A 19,228-nucleotide genomic window follows, 5' to 3' on the forward strand; every position below is an offset into this window, starting at 1 on the left:
GAGCTATTCCGGAGTACGGGGCAGGTCGGTCACGCATTACTCACCCGTTCGCCACTCTCACCCACCAGCAAGCTGGCAGGATCCCGTTCGACTTGCATGTGTTAAGCACGCCGCCAGCGTTCATCCTGAGCCAGAATCGAACCCTCCACAAAAAACCTTGCAGAAAGACATCGACAGATGACTCTCAAAAAAAACAATTGACGGAACATCCTATAAGGAAGGACGTTCGCACAAAAACCCCGACCCTCTTCAACGCCCCTCGGCGACTCCAGGAAAAACCCCGAAGCGAGAATCGGACTGGCAATCATTGACTATAAAGAAGTAAGTAGTACAACACACTCTTGAGTTCTCAAACCACCACACACAGCCAACCCCGGAAACCAACCACACAAAGGGAAGAACCAGAAGCTGACCGGCAGCAAGAGATAAACATACACCACCCGGCACCACACCGCAAACCCACACCACAAAACCACCCCGGAACCGTTGCAAACACAACACTCCCACGGCGTGTCGAAAACAAGCCCAACAAGCCCTACAACCACCACGATACCCACCACAACACCACCACCCACACCACAACCAACACAATTCACCCACAACCAACCAACCATTCACCCAACCCAACAACCACAACCCGGCGAAACCACCCACCGACGCGCTCCGCGCGCCACCTCCCGCCAGCGGGAGGAAACCGACATGCACGCGACACGCACACGCCCCCGCCGGCGGGGGCTCCCGGCGAAGCCGGGTGGGGGTGGCCACCACCCACCACCCGACCACCCTCCGACGCGCGTCCCGCGCGCCACCTCCCGCCAGCGGGAGGAACACACACCACCCACAGACATGCCCCACGCCACCTCCCGCCAGCGGGAGGAAACATGAGATAACGAAAGGTCCCCGGTTCCGAAAGGAACCGGGGACCTTCGATGCATCATGGCGTCACGCACGACGGCGTCACACCGATGTCACGTCGGAACGACGTCACGCAACCACGTTCGGGTCGACCGGGATGCCGGGGCCCATGGTGGAGGTGATGGTCGCCTTGGTGATGTAGCGGCCCTTGACGGTGGCCGGCTTGAGGCGCTTGACCTCGTCGGCGACGGCGCGGAAGTTCTCGTCCAGAGCGGACTCCTCGAAGGAGGCCTTGCCGATCAGGAAGGAGAGGTTGCCGTTCTTGTCGACGCGGAACTCGATCTTACCGGCCTTGATGTCCTTGACGGCCTTGGCGACGTCCATGGTCACGGTGCCGGTCTTCGGGTTCGGCATGAGGCCACGCGGACCGAGCACACGGCCGAGGCGGCCGACCTTGCCCATCATGTCCGGGGTGGCGACGACGGAATCGAAGTCGAGGAAGCCGCCCTGCACCTTGGCGATGAGCTCGTCGTCACCGACGATGTCGGCGCCGGCCTCCTGGGCCGCGGTGGCCTGCGGGCCACGGGCGAAGACGAGGACCTTGACGGTCTTGCCGGTGCCGTGAGGCAGGCTCACGGTGCCGCGGACCAGCTGGTCGGCCTTGCGCGGGTCGACGTTCAGGCGAAGCACCGCCTCGACGGACTCGTCGAAGTTGCGGGCCGGCATGCTCTTGAGCAGCGCGATGGCCTGGTCGGGGGTGTACAGGTTGTTGCGATCGACCTTCTCGGCCGCCTCAAGGTACTTCTTGGAATGCTTAGCCATCTGTCCTTCTCCTTATCAGTCGGTCACCGTGATGCCCATGGAGCGGGCGGTACCTTCGATGATCTTCATGCCGGCTTCGATGTCACGGGCGGAGAGATCGGCCATCTTGGTCTCGGCGATCTCGCGAACCTGCGCCTTGGTGACGGAGCCGACCTTGTGGGTCAGCGGGTTCTCGGTGCCCTTGTCGATGCCGGCGGCCTTCTTGAGCAGAGCCGCGGCCGGCGGGGTCTTGAGGATGAAGGTGAAGGAACGGTCTTCGTAGACGGTGATCTCGACCGGGATCACCTGTCCCATCTTGTCCTGCGTCTGGGCGTTGTACGCCTTGCAGAAGTCCATGATGTTGACGCCGTGCGAACCCAGCGCAGGGCCCAGCGGCGGGGCCGGGTTGGCCTTGCCAGCCTGAATCTGCAGCTTGATCAGCGCGGAGACTTTCTTCTTGGGAGCCATGTTATGGTTCTTCTTTCTATAACGCGGTGCAATCGGTCGCCGTCCGTCCGCACGCGCCGCCGAAGCGATGCGCGGCCGCCGCACGGTCTCCTCCCGCAACTTATATTGCTGTGCTGTGCTAGCGGGTCTCCCCTCCAGACACAAACCATCCCATTATGCGGGTCCGTCCCGACATCATCGCCTTCATCGACACGCACGTCGTGCCATCGCACGTCATCGCACGTCATCGCGTCATCGCCGCGACGCGACGCGCGCGACGATACGCGAAAGGGGACCGTCGGGAGAGCATTGCTCCCGACGGTCCCCTTTTCCGCGTGACGGCGGCGTGCCGCGCGTCGCCGGCGTGCCGGCCGCGCGCGACGTCACCTCATACGCGGGTCAGCGCGCACGACTCACTTCGTGCTTTCGTGCTGGACCTGCGCCTTGCGCACGGACTCCTCGGCGGAGGCGATGATGTCTTCCGCCGACAGCGGCTTCAGGCGGCACCACAGTTCGAACGCGATGCCGATGACCAGCATGACGATGCCGGTCCACAGGTTGATCGCGATGCCGTTGGTGTCGGCGCCGTTCATGTTCGGCGCGACGATGCCGACGATCGTGACGATCACGCCGTAGATGATGAACAGGATGGCGATGAGCCGGCGCAGATCGTTGTTGCGCGCCGCCTTGACCGCCTGGTCCTTCTCGGCCTGAGTCAGCAGGTCCTTGCCCTGAGTCTCTTCTGCCATTGCAAACTCCTTAAGACGTTCCTACGTACTATGGGTCAACCCGATGGGTTTAGAAGAACGGGATGTAGAAGACGAGGCCGAGCACGAAGATCACGGTGCCCAGGATCAGCGGCTTCTTGTACCACGGGACCTTCACGGTGGCGACGTCCTTTCCGGCTTCCTTCGCGGCGCGCTTGGCGTCCTCGAGCTCCTCGGCGGAGGCCTCCTTGAAGTACTTGATGCCGTTGGTGCCGAAGGTCAGGCCTTCGAGCTCCTCGTCGGACTTGGCCTTGGTGAACGGCGTGATGACCGCCGCCACGATCCAGGTGGCCAGGCAGGAGATGATGGCGCCGTACCAGGTCTCGGCGGTGGCGGAGCCGAAGATCGGGTTGCCGGCCGCGACGGACTGCAGGTACAGGATGTAGGTGATGAGCGGGGCGATGATGCCGCACACGTAGCCGACGGTGCCGGCGACGTTGGAGACGCGCTTCCACACGAGGCCGAGGATGAACACGGCGAACAGCGGGGCGTTGAAGAAGCTGAACAGCGTTTGCAGGTACGTCATGATGTTGCCGAACTGCGACGCGATCCACGCGGTGAACACGGAGATGAACACGCCGATCACGGTGATGATGCGGCCCATGTTCAGGTAGTACTTGTCGCTCTGGCCCGGCTTGACGTAGTCCTGCCACAGATCGTAGGTGAACACGGTGTTGAACGAGGAGACGTTCGCGGCCATGCCGGCCATGAAGGAGGCCATCATGCCGGTGATGGCGACGCCGAGGACGCCGTTCGGCAGGTACATCTTGAACAGGTACGGGATGGCTTCGTTGTACTGCAGGACCGGGTGGGCGCCGGAGAACAGGTTGCCGACGGTGGCGGCGGCGATCATGCCCGGGATGATGATGATGAGCCAGATGACCATCTTCGGGATGGCGCCGAGGATAGGCGTCATACGGGCGGCGGTCATGCTCTTCGCGGCGAAGGCGCGCTGCACCTCGGTGAAGTTCGTGGTCCAGTAGCCGAAGCCGAGCACGAAGCCGAGGCCCATGAGGATGGAGAACCAGTCGCCGCCGACCGGGTTGGTCACGTTGCCGAGGCCGGTGCCGGCCCAGGCGTGGACGGAGCCGGTCCAATCCTTCATGCTGTCGAGCTTGGAGGTCAGGCCGCTCCAGCCGCCCACGTGGGACAGGCCGATGACGGTGACCGGGATGAGGGCCGCGACGATGACGAAGAACTGCATGACCTCGTTGTAGATGGCGGAGGTCAGGCCGCCGAGGGTGATGTAGGCGAGCACGAACACGGCGGACACGATGATGGCGGTCCACTGGCTCCAGCCGAGCATGGCCTGGAGGATCAGGGCCATGGCGTACAGGTTGATGCCGGCCTGAAGAATCGTGGAGACGGCGAAGCACAGCGACACGATGACGTGCGCGCCCTTGCCGAAGCGCTGGTACATGAACTCAGGCACCGAGCGCACGCCGGAGCCGTAGTAGAACGGCATCATGAAGATGCCGAGGAACACCATGCCCGGCACGGCGCCGATCAGGTAGTAGTGGATGGTCGGCATACCGATCTGGGCGCCGTTGGCGGCCATGCCCAGGATCTCGGTGGCGCCCAGGTTGGCGGCGCAGAACGCGAGGCCTGCGATCCAGGCCGGCATCGAACGACCGGCGAGCAGGAAGTCCTCGGAGGACTTCTGCTGCTTGTGGATCGAATAGCCGATCCACACGATCATGGCAAAGTAGACGATGAGGATAAGCCAATCCACCCAGCTCAGCGACAGGCGAATCGCGGATTCCCCGGCAGCAAGATCAATCATGCCGCTCCCTCTTTCCTAGAGTTTGTTCTTCCTTGAACACAGGCACCGACCCACAACGTCGGTGTTTGCGTTACCGCGAACAATATAGGTCCGCTTATACGATTTCGCAACTTTTATCGAACATTTCCACCCCCGGTTTCGCACATTAGGAAACATTACAACCGAGCTTTCGCACATTCGATGTGTGAGTTTGTTCCGCTCGTTGTTGACATGAGGTCGCAGCCATGTCTATCGCGATGGTGGCCAATCAACTGCGCGACGCTTTGGCGTCATTGCCTTCAACCGTTTCGACACCGTCGCCGTCTGTGCGCGCCGTCGCGCGGGGATGATGTAAGACACCTCACAATTCCGCGCATCGACCGTCTGTGAGGAATACGTGACGAACGCACACCGAATCTGCATGGGAAACGGTTTCCGAACGCAACATATGTCCAGCGGCGGCGTGTCGCCGATGCCCGCCGACGCGCCGCACGATCCGCCCCACTCCCCCGATACGAAGAATCCCCGCCTTCGGGCGGGGATTCTCAAGCATTTCAGTCCACTGAGGTGCGGCGACGCGTGCGACTTCGAGGCGCACCGAGGGAAGCGGTACCAAGGTACCGCGACCGAGGAGCAACGATGAAGGCGCTCCGTCGCCGAAGCTCAGTCCAGTTTTTGGACCTGGTTGAAGCCCAGCTCCACCGGCGTATCGCGGCCGAAGATGGACACGAGCACGGTGAGCTTCTGCGTGGTGGGCTCGACGTCGGAGACGACGGCTGCCATGGTGGCGAAGGGGCCGTCGGTGACGGTGACCTGGTCGCCGATGGCGTAGGAGACCTCGACGGTGCGCTTCTTGGCGGCGGCGGGCTTGTCGCCGGCCTTCTTGAGCGCTTCGGAGGCGATCATCGGGGCCATCATGGCGACGACTTCCTTGCGGGAGAGCGGGGCCGGATCCTTGGTGGGGCCGACGAAGCCGGTCACGCCTTCGGTCTCGCGCACGATGCGGCGGGCGTTCTCGTCGGGCCACATGCGGATGAGCACATAGCCGGGGACGCGGACGCGGGTGATGACCTTCTTGCCCTTCTCGGTGTGCTTCTCGACTTCCTCCATCGGGACTTCGATCTGGAAGATGGTGTCTTCGAGGCCGAAGGACTGGATGCGGGATTCGACGTTGGTCTTGACGCGCTTCTCGTAGCCGGAGTACGTGTGCAGCACGTACCACTTGCCTTCGAGGGTGCGCAGCGACTTGGAGAACGCTTCGACGGCGGCCTGGCCGGCGTCGGTGGCCTCGGCCTGCTCGGATTCGTTGGTCTCCTGCTCCTCGTCGTCATCGAGGGAGATGGAGGGGGTTGCGACGGAGGCGATCGGCGCCTCGACCGGCTCGGCGGCATCGGCCGGAGCGTCGGAGGCGGCATCCGCCGCGGTGGTGGTCTCGCTGGATTCCGCGGTCTCGGTGGTCTGCTCGACGGGGGCGACGGTATCGGCGGCCGTATCGTCGGCGCTCTCGGCCGGAGTGTCCGGCAGGTCGGGCAGCGCGTCGAGATTCTCGAGATTCACTTCATCACTCATGCGTATTCACCTTCGGGTTCGTTGTCGTTCACGTAAAGACGATCAGCCGAACATCCAGAGCGTGAGCTTGCCCAGACCGAAGTCCATGCCGGTGACGAGCGCCATCAGCAGCAGCACGAAGATGAACACGGCCAGCGACCAGAAGAACAGTTCCTTGGCGGTGGGGGTCACGACCTTGCGAAGCTCATCGATGATCTGCTTGATGAACAGACCGATGCGCATGAAGACGTTCGGCTTAACGACCTTTTCGCTCTTGCTAGCCTTCGCCATATTCATCCTTCGCTCAGGGTATTCGTAAGATCCTTGGCAGGGAAGGCGGGACTCGAACCCACAACCTACGGTTTTGGAGACCGTTGCGCTACCAATTGCGCCACTTCCCTAGGTGAACTTCACCTTGCTCGACGTTCCCAAGAGAACGCTTCGCCCGGCGAAAACCGCCAAGCAGATATAGTAGCGGCTCCCCCGGATTCCGTCAATTCGCGGTGTCCACATACAGAGAATCCCGTGGCAAAACCACGGGATTCCAACGATGTCACGGCATGTCGCGAACCGCGCGGGACGCGGTCGTCACGCCTCGACGTAGGCCTTCATGCGGCGCATGCCCTCGGCGAGCTGGTCGTCGGCCAGCGCGTAGGAGAAGCGCAGGTAGCCGGGCGCGCCGAACGCCTCGCCCGGGACGGCGGCGACGTGCGCCTCGTCGAGCAGCGCGGCGGCGAACTCGGAGGAGGAGTGCGAGACGGTGCCGTCGGGGCCGAGCGGCTTGCCGAGCAGCGCGGTGATGTCGGCGAACGCGTAGAACGCGCCGGTCGGCGTCGGGCAGTTCACGCCTTCGATGTCGTTCAGCGCGGCGACGATCGCCTTGCGGCGCACGTCGAACGCCTCGCGCATGCGGTAGACGGCGTCGAGCGGGCCGGAGACGGCGGCGATGGCGGCGCGCTGGGAGACGTTCGCCACATTGGAGGTCATATGGCCCTGCAGCTTGGCGGCGGCCTTGGCGACCGGCTCGGGCGCGATGAGCCAGCCGACGCGCCAGCCGGGCATCGCGTAGGTCTTGGCGACGCCGTTGAGCACGATGAGCTGATCGCGCACTTCGGGCACGGCCGCGCCGATGAACGTGGTGTGCGCGTCGTCGTAGTTGAGGTGCTCGTAGATCTCATCGGAGATGACCCACACGTGGTGCTCGATCGCCCACTTCGCGATGCCCTCGATGGTTTCGGGGCTCCACACGGCACCGGTCGGGTTGTTCGGGGAGGTCACGATGATCGCCTTCGTGCGCTCGGTGCGCGCAGCTTCGATCGCCGCGAGGTCCGGCTCGAAGCCGCGGTCGGCACCGGCGAACACCTCGACCGGCTTGCCTCCGGCGAGCTTGACGGCCTCCGGGTAGCTGGTCCAGTACGGCGTGGGGATGATGACCTCGTCGCCTTCGTCGAGCAGGATCTGGAACGTCGAATAGACCGCCTGCTTGCCGCCGTTGGTCACGACGACCTGGTCGGGCGTCACCTCGTAGCCGGAGTCGCGCAGCGTCTTGTCGGCGATGGCGCGACGCAGCTCGGGCAGGCCCGGCGTGGGCGTGTACTTGTAGTTCTTCGGATCGCGGCAGGCGGCCGCCGCCGCATCGACCACATAGTCGGGCGTCGGGAAGTTCGGTTCGCCGGCGCCGAAGCCGATGACATCGAGGCCGGCGGCCTTCATGGCCTTCGCCTTGGAGTCGACGGCGAGCGTGGCGCTCGGGGTCACGTGATTGATACGGTCGGAGAGAGTCTGCCAATCAGCCATAGTCATGGCTCCCACAATAAACCCGAAGGGCGAAAAAGGGAACAGTCCGGCGGATGCCCGACCGATACCGCCGCGGTGTCCGGGTACCCGCCGCAGTGTCCGGGTACCCGCCGGACCGCCCCTCACCTCACACGAGCACGAGATTGTCGCGATGGACGAGCGGGTGCGCGTACTCCTCGCCGAGGATGCGCTTGAGCTGCGTCGTGTTGCGTCCGAGCATCCGCGGCACCTCCTCGGAGTCGTATCCGGCGAGTCCGCGCGCCAGATGCGTGCCGTCCTCCGCGTCGATCCACACCGGATCGCCGGCGGAGAACGCGCCGCGCACCTCGACCGCGCCGGCGGCGAGGAGCGACGCGCGCCCGCCGCGCACGGCCTCCCCCGCGCCGGCGTCGACGATGATCGTGCCGCGCGGCTCGGCGGCGAAGCCGATCCACAGCCGTCGCGTCGACCCGCGACGCTTCACCGGCGCGAACGCGGTGCCTACCGGATCGCCCATCAGCGCCGGTCCCGCGTTGCCCGCGCAGGTGAGCACGGTGGGGATGCCGGAGACGGCCGCGACGCGCGCCGCCTCCAGTTTGGTGACCATGCCGCCGGTGCCGACCTTCGAGCCCGTGCCGCCGACCTTCACCTCGCCGAGCGCGTCCACGACGTTCGGCACGTAGGCGATGCGCTTCGATCCGGGTTCGCTCGGCGGCGCCGTGTACAGGCCGTCCACGTCGGTGAGCAGGACGAGTGCGTCGGCGCGCACGAGGTTCGCGACGAGCGCCGACAGCCGGTCGTTGTCGCCGAAACGGATCTCGTTCGAGGCGAGGGAGTCGTTCTCATTGATGATCGGCACGACGCCCAGATCGAGCAGACGGTCCAGCGTGCGCTGCACATTGCGGTACTGGGTGGCGCGGATCGTGTCTTCCGCGGTGATGAGGATCTGTCCGACGCGCACGCCGAACCGGCCGAACGCCGCCTCGTACTGCGCCATGAGCAGGCCCTGGCCGACGGCCGCGGTCGCCTGCTGCGTGGCGACGTCGGTCGGCCGCGCGTCGAAGCCGAGCGGGCCGAAACCGGCGGCGATGGCACCCGACGAGACGAGCACGACGCGCGCTCCCATGAGCTGTGTCGACGCGAGCGCGCCGACCAGCGCGTTGAGTTTCGTGACGTCGAGATGGCCGTCGGCCTGCGTGAGTGAGCTGGAACCTACCTTGACGACGACGGTTTCCGCTTCGGACACGCGGCGGCGGATCTGGGCCTGTGACGGTGTGGACATGGTTGCCGTTCTACTCGTCCTGTGTTTCGGAATCCTCGCCGCGACCGAAGAGGGTCTTCTCGTCGTGACGGTCGTCGTCGATGGACGGGTCGGCCCAGTGGCCGGCGGCGCGTTCCTTCATCATCGCCTCGCGCACGGCGGCCTTCGCGTCCATCATCGCGTGGTATTCGCGACGGCGTTCCGCGTTGGTGCGGCGACGGGAGCCCGGCTGTTCGGCGTCGAGACGCAGATCCTGGCCACGCGCGCCCAGCGGGGCGCCATCGAGGCGTTCCGCGCCGGCGGCGATGGTCGGATCCCAGTCGAAGTCGACCGCACGGTCGCCCTTGCCGATGCGCACCTCGTCGCCCGGCTTGGCGCCCTTGCGACGCAGCTCGTCCTCGACGCCCAGCTTGGCGAGACGGTCGGCGAGGTAGCCGACGGCCTCGTCGTTGTCGAAGTTGGTCTGCTGCACCCAGCGTTCCGGCTTGCGGCCGGTGACCTCGAACCAGAATTCGCCGAGCTTGTTCTCCTTGCGTTCGACGGTGAAGTCGACCGGGGTGCCGTGCTCGTCGGCGGAACGGCGGCGACGGCCGCGCGTCTCCAGCGGCTTGATGACGACGCGCGTCTCCTCTTCTGCCTGCTCGCGCTTGGCGACCTCGTCGCGCATGTCGGCGACCATGTCGGCCAGGGCGAAATTGAGCTCCTTCAGCCCCTCGTGCGAGGCGGTGGAGATGATGAACACCTTCATGCCCATCTTCTCGAATTCGGGCTTGACGAATTCGGCGAGCTCCTTGGCCTCCGGCACATCGGCCTTGTTGAGGATGATGATGCGCGGACGCTCCGGAATCGGGATCGCACCGAGCGGCAGTTCCAGCGAGCCGGCGTATTCGGCGAGCTCGTGCTCCAGCGCCTCGTAGTCGCTCATCGGGTCGCGACCATCCTCAAGCGTCGCGCAATCGATGACGTGCGCGATGATCTCGGTGCGTTCGATGTGGCGCAGGAACTCGAGGCCCAGGCCCTTGCCCTGGGAGGCGCCCGGAATCAGGCCCGGCACGTCGGCGATCGTGTAGCGCCGGTCGCCGGCGACGACCACGCCGAGATTCGGCACGAGCGTGGTGAACGGGTAGTCGGCGATCTTCGGCTTGGCGGAGCTCATCGCGGCGATGAGGCTCGACTTGCCGGCGGACGGGAAACCCACGAGCGCCACGTCGGCGATGGACTTGAGTTCGAGGATCACGTCGCGTTCCTCGCCGAGCTCGCCGAGCAGGGCGAAGCCGGGGGCACGGCGGGTGCGGNTCGCCAGCGCGATGTTGCCGAGACCGCCGGCGCCGCCTTCCGCGGCGATGAAACGATCGCCCTCATGGCGCAAGTCGGCGAGCTCCTCGCCGGGGTGCTTGGGGGCGCCCTGCGCGCCCTTGGCCGTGAAGATCACGGTGCCGCACGGTACGGGCAGGATCAGATCCTTGCCTTTGACGCCGTCCTTGTTGTCGCCCAGGCCCATCGTGCCGCTGGGCGCCACACGGTGCGGCATGAAACGATAGTCCAGCAGGCTGGTCGCGTTGCGCGTCGCCTCGAAGATGACGGAGCCGCCGTCACCGCCGTTGCCGCCGTTCGGGCCGGCCAACGGCTTGTACTTCTCACGGCGGATGCCGGCCGAGCCGTTGCCGCCGTCACCGCCCTTGACATGGACGGTCACTCGATCCACAAAATCACTCATAACTGTTAACCCTATCCTGACCCTTGGTTCGGGGCCGTTCCTGCTACGCCGGATACTACGCCGGATACTACGCCGGCCGTTACGCCGGATACGAAAAAGCCGCGTCCTTACGGGCGCGGCTTTCCGAAACGCTTGTCGCCGAAATGGCTTGTCGCTCAGGCGGCGATGACGTCGACGACCTTGCGGTCACGACGGACGCCGAACTTGACGGAGCCGTCGGTCAGCGCGAACAGGGTGTGATCCTTGCCCATGCCGACGTTCTGGCCCGGGTGGAAGTTGGTGCCACGCTGGCGAACGATGATGTTGCCGGCGACGACGGCTTCACCGCCGAACTTCTTCACACCGAGGTATTGAGGATTTGAATCGCGACCGTTACGCGAGCTGGAAGCACCCTTCTTATGTGCCATGATCGTTTCCTTTCGGTACTAATTAAGCTTTAACGGAAAACCTGCTGTCAAGAACTCAGGCGATCTCGGTGACCTTGACCATCGTCAGCTTCTGACGGTGACCCTTGCGGCGGGCGACGCCGGTCTTGTTCTTGTACTTCTGGATGCTGATCTTCGGGCCCTTGGCATCGTCCTTCACGACCTCGGCCTTGACGGAGATCTTAGCCAGATCAGCGGCGGCGAGGGTGACGTTCGCACCGTCGACAACGAGCGCGACCGGGAATTCCACGGTATCGCCCTGCTTGGCGTCGAGACGGTTGACGAGGATGACGTCGCCGACCTCGACCTTTTCCTGATGGCCACCGGCCTTCACAATCGCGTACATAATCGTTCCTTTATTGAATTGGCAAGCTTCTTGCCTGACTCACCCGGATATGCCGAGCTCGCGGTCAGACACCAGCAATCAAACGTACACCGACGCGCGGACTAACGCAACCGTGTTCCGTCCGCGTGTCTGTACGAACTGTGTTATAGGGCCGAAGCGGGCGGGCTTACTCCTCACCGCCGGCGGCCACGGCGGCCGCGGCGATCTGGGCGAGCTTGGCCTTCACGTCCGGCGTGGAGCCGGCCGGCTCCGGCGCAGGGGTCGTGCCGCGGCCGTGCTTGTTCGTCTTGACGAACGGGTCACCGCCGCGCAACGCGTACGGATCGTCGTAGTCGGCGTTGACGATCGGCTTGTCGTGCAGGATGAAGCCGCGTCCCTTGCAGGTCGGGCACTCCTCGGAGAACGCCTCCACCAGGCCCTGGCCGATGCGCTTGCGCGTCATCTGCACGAGGCCGAGCGACGTGACCTCCGCCACCTGGTGCTTGGTGCGGTCGCGCGCCAGGCATTCGACGAGGCGGCGCAGCACGAGGTCGCGGTTGGCCGGCATCACCATGTCGACGTAGTCGATCATGATCATGCCGCCGATGTCGCGCAGGCGCAGCTGGCGCGCGATCTCCTCGGAGGCTTCGAGGTTGCATCGGGTGACGGTCTCCTCGAGCGACTTGCCGCGGCCGATGAAGCGGCCGGTGTTCACGTCGATCGTGGTCATCGCCTCGGTGCGGTCGATGACGATCGAGCCGCCGGACGGCAGGTACACCTGACGTTCCATACCCTTGCGGAGCTGCGAGTCGATCTGCCACTTGTCGAACACGTCCTTGCCCTGATGGTCGGCCGGATCCCACTTCTCCAGCTTGTCCTTCAAGTCGGGGGCCATCGTGTCGAGGTACTCCTCGATGCGCTCGTACACCTTGTCGCCCTCCACGATGAGCTTCGTGAAGTCGTCGTTGAAGATGTCGCGCACGACGCGAATCGCCACGTCCGGCTCGCCCTGCAGCAGCTTCGGGCGCTTGCCGTGCCAGAACTCCTCGCGCTTGGCGTTGATGCGCTCCCACTGGCGCACGAGGCTCTCCAGATCCTTGACGATCGCCTCCTCGCTCGCTCCCTCGGCGGCGGTGCGGATGATCACGCCCATGTTCTTCGGCGCGATCTTGGAGACGATGTTCTTGAGGCGGGAGCGTTCGCGCTCCGAAAGCTTGCGGCTCACGCCGGTCATGCCGCCGGACGGCACGAGCACGAGGAAACGGCCGGCGAGCGTGACCTGTGAGGTCAGACGGGCGCCCTTGTGGCCGATCGGGTCCTTGGTGACCTGCACGAGCACCGGATCGCCGGACTTGAACGCGAGTTCGATGCGGCGCGGCTGGCCTTCGAGACGCGTCGCATCCCAGTTGACCTCGCCGGCGTACAGCACGCCGTTGCGCGCCTGCCCGATGTCGACGAACGCGGCCTCCATGCTCGGCAGCACGTTCTGCACGCGGCCGAGGTACACGTTGCCGACGGTCTGCACCTCCTGGATGTCGGACACGTAATGCTCGACGAGCACGTTGTCCTCCACGACGGAGATCTGCGTGTGCTGCTCCTTCTCGCGCACGACCATGAGACGTTCGACGTTCTCGCGGCGCGCGAGGAAGTCCTGTTCCATGAGCTGCGACTGGCGGGAGCGTTCGCGGCGGTTGTCGCGGCGGCGCTGCTTCTTGGCTTCGAGTCGGGTCGAGCCTTCCACGTCGGTGATCTCGTCGATGTACTGCTGCTTGCGGGAGCGGCGCGCGACGATCTGCTCGTCGTCGCCGCCCTTGCCGCGACGGCGGCGACGACGGCGCGTGACCGTCTCCTCCTCGTCGCGGGAGGCGCGCTCGTCGCGGTCCTCATGTTCGTCGGCATCGGCACGTGCGGCGCGCTCGTCGCCGGACGCCTGGTCGGTCTTGTTGCGACGACGGCGACGGCGACGCGTGCGCGTCTCGTCGGCCGTATCGTCGTTCTCCTCCTCGTCGATCGGACGGTAGGCGATGTCGTCGAGTTCGAGGTCCTCCTCGATCTGTTCGACTTCGGCGGCGGCGCGGCGTTCCTGCGCGTTGAGACGGCGGTTGCGGCCGCGGCGCGTGCGCGTCGAGCCGGACTCCTCGTCCTGCGGCTCGACGCCGTCGCGCTCGGCATCACGCGTGTCGGATTCGTCGCGGTCGGCGTCCGCGTCGCCGCCGCGGGCATCGCCGTCGGAGCGGTCGGCACGGTCGGCACGGCGACGGCGGCGCGTGCGACGGCCCTCGCGGGAGCCGCCTTCGCGCTCGTCGTCACGGTCGGTGTCACCGCCGCGATCGTCGCGGGACTCCGCGTCGTCGTCATCGTCGTCGTTCGCGGCCGGCGCGCCGACCGGCAGCACGGGCTCCTGGAACAGCAGGGACGTCATCGGCTTGGCGCGGCGGCCGCCGTTGCGGTCATCGCGATCGTGGATCGGCAGCACGTCGAGCAGCTCCTCGGCGCGTTCCAGCTGATCGTCGTCGTCATCGTCGCGGCGGGCGCGGCGGGAACGGTCGTAGCGCATGTCATCGTCGTCATCGTCGTAGTCGTCGCGGATGGCGCGGCGACGACGCGCACGGGACGGACGCTCGTACTCGTCGTCATCATCGTCGCGCACGGCACGGCGGCGACGCGACGGACGCTCGACGAGCTCGTCGTCATCGTCGTAGCGTGCGCGGCGGCGACGCGACGGACGCTCATCGCCGCGCTCGTCGTCGTCATCGTCGGAAAGACGCGCACGACGGCGCGAGCGGGACGGACGCTCGTCGACGTCGTCGCGTTCGTCGCGGGCGACGCGGCGACGACGCGAGCGCACGGGCGTCTCATCGTCGTCATCGTCGATCCGCGTCACGGGCGACGCGGCATCGTCCGACGGTTGGTCGGCGATCGGCAGCTTCGGCTCCTCGAACATCGGCGAGGAATGGTCCTCGACTTTCAGCTCGAGCGACGCACCGGCGGCGCCGGCACCACGCACCACGCGACGGCCGCCGCGGCGACGACGGGACGGCGTGGAGGACGATTCGGAAGCGGATTCGGGTACGTTGATGTTCAGGGCGCCGACCTCGTCGGCCCCATCGTTGTTCACAGTGGGCACGATGCTCCTCGCCGGCATGCTGCATCATGCCAGCCTTACTCAGGGCTCACTGCGGCTGTCACACCACGCTCTCACCGTGGCCGCGCATCGGTTGCGCCCGCAGAAGCAAATCCAGTCAAAGTCTGTGCGGCTCGGACGGCGGACACCGGCGCTCGCGCGGAGATTCGGGGGGAAAGACCCGATGCGAGGGGATCGACGCCATCTGGCACGTCGGCGGCTTGCAGAACCGCCATCCTTAAGTATGCCACAACTTTGACCGGGCTGCGTTCACCCACGGCCCACGGCTTGGCTCATGGCTCGGACGGACCGACGGCCGAGCCGCCACAGAGCTCAGACGAGCCAGGCGAGGAGGATGTCGGCGAGGAGGGGAAGCTCGGAGGCGGGCAGCTGTTCGTCGTGCTTGTGGGCGAGCAGCGGATCGCCGGCGCCGAGGTTCACCGCGGGGATGCCGAGCTGCGAGAACCGGGCCACATCGGTCCACCCGAGTTTCGCAAGCGGCTCGCGGCCGGTGCGTTCGCGCACCAGATCGGCAAGGGAGACGGCGAGCGGCGCGTCCATGCCCGGACGGGCGGACGGCGACTCGTCCTTCATCTCGATGCCGTAGCCCTCGAACACGCCGCCGGTGGCGACATGCTCGCCGTTGCCGAGTTCGGCACCCGCGTCGGCGCCCATCATGAGGGCCTTCGCCTCGGCCAGCGTCTTGTCCGGGGCGAACCGGTAGTTGACGTGCACGCGGCACTCGTCGGGAATCACGTTCGTGCCCTTGCCGCCGGAGATGAGCGTGGCGTTGAGGCCCTCGCGGTAGACGAGGCCGTCCACCTCCACGTCCGCCGGCTCGTAGGCGGCGAGACGGTTGAGGATGCCGGCCGCCTTGTGGATCGCGTTCTCGCCCATCCACGCGCGGGCGGAGTGCGCTGCCACGCCGTGCGTGACCACGTCGAAGCGGATCGTGCCGTTGCAACCGCCCTCGATGCCGCAGTTGGTCGGCTCGCCGATGATCGCGAAATCGCCTGCGATCCAGTCGGGGTGGCTTTCGACGACCTTCCTCAGGCCGTTCTTCTCGGCGGCGACCTCCTCGTGGTCGTAGAACACGAACGTGAGGTCGGCCTTCGGGGTGGTCTCGGGCGTGGAGCCGTCGAGCGTGGCGGCGAGATGGAGCATGACCGCGTCGGACGCCTTCATATCGGTGGCGCCGCGGCCCCACAGCACACGTTCTCCGGGGTGCGCGGCGGCCACGTCCCCGCGGATGAGCGGATCGCCGGGTTCGAGCCACTTCGGCGGGAAGTTGTCGATGACCGGCACCGTGTCGATGTGCCCGGCGAGAATCACGCGACTCGGCCTGCCGAACGCGGTCGAGGCGACGATCGTATCGCCGTGGCGTCGCACGTCGAGATGCGGGTATTCCTTGAGGAACGCCTCGATGTCGTCGGCGAGCGCGGTCTCGTCGTCGCTGACGGAGTACACGCCCATGATCTGGTCGAGCAGGGATTCGAGCTGTTCGCCGCGCGGCGCGGCGGTGTTCAGGGAAAGCGTCATGCCGACCATCCTAACGGCGGGGCGTGGAATGTGATTCCTCTTACCATTGGGTGAGATTTCACGGCCGCGCGCACGGTTCTGTGCCACACTCTAGATGACGATTCACAAGGAATCACGAGGAATCACGAGGAAAGAGGGTCTTCACGGGTATGCCTGGTCTGTTGAGCGCGATGCAGGGGTTCTGCGTCATCGGCATCGTGATTTTCGTGGGCTATGTGGCGGCGCGCATGCGCATCGGCGGTCCGAGCGCGCAGATGGTGCTCAACCGCTTCTCGTTCTTCGTGTCGAGCCCGTGCCTGATGTTCGCGATCCTGTCGAAGGAGCCGATCTTCGACATCTTCCACCCGTCGATCATCGTGGCGTTCCTGTCGGCCATGCTCGTCGGCGTCGTGTTCCTCATCCTCAACCGCATGTTCTTCCATCTGAAGGCCCCGGATGCGACGATCGGCGCGTTGAACTCGCTGTACCTGAACTCGAACAACATCGGCCTGCCGGTGGCCACGTACATCCTCGGCAACGGCGCGCTCGTCGCCCCGATCCTCGTCATGCAGCAGGCGCTGTTCACGCCGATCGGCCTGACGGTGCTCGACGTGACGACGAAGGGCAAGGTCTCGCTCAAGGAGATCGCGAAGCAGCCGCTGCACCAGCCGCTGCTCATCGGCTCGCTGCTCGGCATCGTGGTCTCCGCGTTGAACGCGAAGCTGGGCTGGTTCCCCGTGCCGAACTACATCTACGATCCGATCAACATGATCGGCGAGTCGGCGGTGCCGATGATCCTGATGGCGTTCGGCATGTCGCTGCACGGCACGCGGCCGCTGCAGCAGAAGGGCGACATCCCGGCGATCTTCACGGTGGCGGCGTTGAAGAACGTCGTGATGCCGGTCATCGCGTTCCTGCTCGCCTACTTCATGATGGGCTTCCGCGGCCCGGAGCTGTACGCGTGCGTCGTGCTCGCCGCCCTGCCGACCGGCCAGAACGTGTACAACTACGCGGCCCGCTACAACGTCGGTCTCACGTTCGCGAGGGACGGCATCCTGATGAGCACGATGACCAGCCCGGTCTTCATCGCGATCATCGCGGCGCTGCTGAGCTGAGCCGCGCCAGGTCGATTCCCTCCAGCGACTCCACGATCGGGCATCCGAGGTCGCGCGGAAGCGGCACGCGCGCGCACGCCTCGACGCCGACCGCCTGCGCTCCGGCGGCGAGCGCGGCCGTGAGCCCTCCGGCCGAATCCTCGAAGACGAGGCAGTAGCGCGGGTCGGCGCCGGCCAGCCGTGCGCCGGCGAGGTAGGGCGCGGGGTCGGGTTTGTGCGCGAGCCCGTCGTCGCCGGCGACCAGTCCCGCGAACACGCCGGCGGGCGCGGCGGCGATGACGCGTTCCCCGAGCGAGCGGGGCGATCCGGTGACGAGCACGGACGGCACGGATGCGGCCCGCAGGGCGAGCATCAGATCCCACGCTCCCGGCGTCCACGGGATGGAGGAGCCGCCCGCGCCGCGATCCGCCCCGCTCCCCGCGCCCGCCTCGTACATGGCGGTCACGTCGGCGACGAGTCCCCGTATCACCGTTTCGGCGCTCTCCCCCACGCCGGCCTCGCGCAGGACGCGCGCGCAGACGGGCAGCGGCGCGGCGGTCATCGCGCGGCTCAACGCGTCGCTCCAGGCGACGCCGTGGCGTTCGGCGCACCGGCGTTCGGCCTCCACCCACATCGGGTCGGAGTCGACGAGCGTGCCGTCGAGGTCCCACAGCACGGCCCGCGTCTCGTATGTGTGGCCGCCCACGGTGATGGCGATGCGCGGCGTGGCGTCTGTCCCGTTCATGTCGTTCCTTTCCGTGGGCCGCATGCCGCCAGTCACGACGGTCACACCGGTCACGCCGCGGATTCCGCCGGTTCCGTCGCCGTCCTGCCGCCGCGGCGGAACGCCAGCGGCGATACCCCGGTCCTGCGTTTGAACGCGGCGCACAGCACGGACGGCGAGGAGAACCCGCATGTGGCGCAGATCTCCTTCAGCCCCGCGTCCGTGTTGGCGAGCAGGTACTGTGCGGCGTCGATGCGCGCCTGCATGACGTAGGCGTGCGGCGTGTATCCGGTCTGCGCCTTGAACACGCGGATGAAGTTGTATTCGCCCATGTAGGCGAGCGCCGCCAGGTCGGCGACGGGCAGCGGCTCGTCGAGGTGCCGGCCGATGTATGCGACGACGCGGCGGATGTCGTCCTGCTCCTGCCGCCGTTCCGCCTCGATCGTGTTCTCGGGGGCCAGCATCTCGCACAGGATGTCGTTGATGGTCTTGCCGAGGACGGGCTCGCAGATGCGTTCCCCGTCGGCGAACACCTCGTGGATGCGCGCCAGCCGGTTGATCGCGTACGCGGGGTTCCTCAGCGCGAAGGCCGTGCCCAACCGGGCGTGGATCGCGTCGTAGTACGGCCGCGCCGCCTTCCCGTCGAAGTGCAGCCACAGCACGTCGCTTTCCTCCAGCGCCCGGTAGTAGTGGTACGCGTAGCAGTCGAGCAGCGCGAAATCGCCGGCGTGCGCGAGGCTTTCCTCCTTCCCCTCCCCGGTGCGGAACGTGAACGACCCGCTGTTGAGGTACATGATGAGGAAGCTGTCGTAGGCGGCGCGTTCGGTGGTGTGGCCCGGCCGGTAGCGGTACAGTCCGGTCTGCAGCGGGTAGAGGAACGTGTCGCGCGCGACGAGGCTGGGCGTGTGCACGTAGTAGTCGTAGCTGTCGGCCCATACGAGGTGTTCGGCCGCGTCGGCGTATTCGATCTCGTTGATGTCCATCGGCCAGCCTCCTCGCTCTCCCGCGTCGCACCGGTTTCCCAGTGTAGCGCGGGGAGCGGGAGGCCGGCCTTGCGCGGTCTCGCGCTGGTGGCGCCGCCCGG

The 19,228-nt window shown here is 66.1% G+C and carries 16 protein-coding genes, 1 tRNA gene and 1 rRNA gene; 1 reads left to right on the forward strand and 17 read right to left on the reverse strand.

Going from position 1 to position 19,228, the window contains the following annotated elements; translation table 11 throughout:
• The 15 genes from Uis4E_RS02590 to dapE form a co-directional block, all read right to left on the reverse strand.
• Positions 1–152: ribosomal RNA gene (locus Uis4E_RS02590) — 16S ribosomal RNA — on the reverse strand; the annotation flags it as partial.
• An 832-nt stretch (positions 153–984) separates the two neighbouring features.
• Entirely contained in the window at positions 985–1,677 is a 693-nt protein-coding gene (rplA, locus tag Uis4E_RS02595; RefSeq protein ID WP_034527119.1) for a 50S ribosomal protein L1, read from the reverse strand.
• Between the two features lie 15 nt (positions 1,678–1,692).
• A complete protein-coding gene (gene rplK / locus Uis4E_RS02600) occupies positions 1,693–2,124 on the reverse strand; it encodes a 50S ribosomal protein L11 (RefSeq protein WP_034527117.1) in 432 nt (143 codons plus the stop codon).
• Between the two features lie 392 nt (positions 2,125–2,516).
• A complete protein-coding gene (locus tag Uis4E_RS02610; RefSeq protein WP_101621729.1) occupies positions 2,517–2,852 on the reverse strand; it encodes a hypothetical protein in 336 nt (111 codons plus the stop codon).
• Between the two features lie 49 nt (positions 2,853–2,901).
• Positions 2,902–4,653: a sodium:solute symporter family protein gene (locus Uis4E_RS02615; protein ID WP_101621730.1), complete on the reverse strand. Its 1,752-nt coding sequence runs from the start codon at positions 4,651–4,653 to the stop codon at positions 2,902–2,904.
• A 642-nt stretch (positions 4,654–5,295) separates the two neighbouring features.
• Entirely contained in the window at positions 5,296–6,201 is a 906-nt protein-coding gene (gene nusG / locus Uis4E_RS02620; protein WP_101621731.1) for a transcription termination/antitermination protein NusG, read from the reverse strand.
• A gap of 42 nt (positions 6,202–6,243) precedes the next feature.
• Entirely contained in the window at positions 6,244–6,471 is a 228-nt protein-coding gene (gene secE / locus Uis4E_RS02625; RefSeq protein ID WP_101621732.1) for a preprotein translocase subunit SecE, read from the reverse strand.
• Between the two features lie 34 nt (positions 6,472–6,505).
• Positions 6,506–6,581 (reverse strand) — tRNA-Trp (locus Uis4E_RS02630).
• A gap of 187 nt (positions 6,582–6,768) precedes the next feature.
• Complete coding sequence (locus Uis4E_RS02635) at positions 6,769–7,977, reverse strand: pyridoxal phosphate-dependent aminotransferase (RefSeq protein ID WP_101621733.1); 1,209 nt, start codon at positions 7,975–7,977, stop codon at positions 6,769–6,771.
• Positions 7,978–8,104: 127 nt separating this feature from the next.
• A complete protein-coding gene (proB, locus tag Uis4E_RS02640) occupies positions 8,105–9,238 on the reverse strand; it encodes a glutamate 5-kinase (protein ID WP_101621734.1) in 1,134 nt (377 codons plus the stop codon).
• A gap of 10 nt (positions 9,239–9,248) precedes the next feature.
• Positions 9,249–10,934: a GTPase ObgE gene (gene obgE, locus Uis4E_RS02645; protein ID WP_101621735.1), complete on the reverse strand. Its 1,686-nt coding sequence runs from the start codon at positions 10,932–10,934 to the stop codon at positions 9,249–9,251.
• Between the two features lie 155 nt (positions 10,935–11,089).
• Positions 11,090–11,341 (reverse strand): 50S ribosomal protein L27, encoded by a 252-nt coding sequence (rpmA, locus tag Uis4E_RS02650; RefSeq protein WP_034527102.1) that lies wholly within the window; start codon positions 11,339–11,341, stop codon positions 11,090–11,092.
• Positions 11,342–11,396: 55 nt separating this feature from the next.
• Positions 11,397–11,705 carry a 50S ribosomal protein L21 gene (rplU, locus tag Uis4E_RS02655; RefSeq protein WP_034527101.1) on the reverse strand — a complete coding sequence of 103 codons (309 nt, stop codon included), beginning with the start codon at positions 11,703–11,705 and terminating at the stop codon, positions 11,397–11,399.
• A gap of 166 nt (positions 11,706–11,871) precedes the next feature.
• On the reverse strand, positions 11,872–14,811 hold the full coding sequence (locus Uis4E_RS02660; RefSeq protein WP_423734906.1) for an Rne/Rng family ribonuclease: 2,940 nt from the start codon (positions 14,809–14,811) through the stop codon (positions 11,872–11,874).
• Positions 14,812–15,141: 330 nt separating this feature from the next.
• Positions 15,142–16,347, reverse strand: a complete 1,206-nt coding sequence (dapE, locus tag Uis4E_RS02665; protein ID WP_101621778.1) for a succinyl-diaminopimelate desuccinylase — start codon at positions 16,345–16,347, stop codon at positions 15,142–15,144.
• A gap of 149 nt (positions 16,348–16,496) precedes the next feature.
• Between dapE and Uis4E_RS02670 the strand changes: the two genes are divergently transcribed.
• Positions 16,497–17,441, forward strand: coding sequence for an AEC family transporter (locus Uis4E_RS02670; protein ID WP_101621737.1), 945 nt, complete (start codon positions 16,497–16,499; stop codon positions 17,439–17,441).
• Here the strand turns inward: Uis4E_RS02670 and Uis4E_RS02675 are convergent.
• Together Uis4E_RS02675 and Uis4E_RS02680 are read right to left on the reverse strand one after the other, a co-directional pair.
• Positions 17,419–18,165 (reverse strand): HAD family hydrolase, encoded by a 747-nt coding sequence (locus Uis4E_RS02675; protein ID WP_165784817.1) that lies wholly within the window; start codon positions 18,163–18,165, stop codon positions 17,419–17,421. The two genes, Uis4E_RS02670 and Uis4E_RS02675, sit on opposite strands and share 23 nt — an antisense overlap.
• Before the next feature lie 50 nt (positions 18,166–18,215).
• Positions 18,216–19,127: an AraC family transcriptional regulator gene (locus Uis4E_RS02680; protein WP_101621739.1), complete on the reverse strand. Its 912-nt coding sequence runs from the start codon at positions 19,125–19,127 to the stop codon at positions 18,216–18,218.
• Positions 19,128–19,228 lie beyond the last annotated feature (101 nt).

It is taken from the genome of Bifidobacterium parmae, from assembly GCF_002860365.1.
In the GTDB taxonomy this organism is placed as follows: domain Bacteria; phylum Actinomycetota; class Actinomycetes; order Actinomycetales; family Bifidobacteriaceae; genus Bifidobacterium; species Bifidobacterium parmae.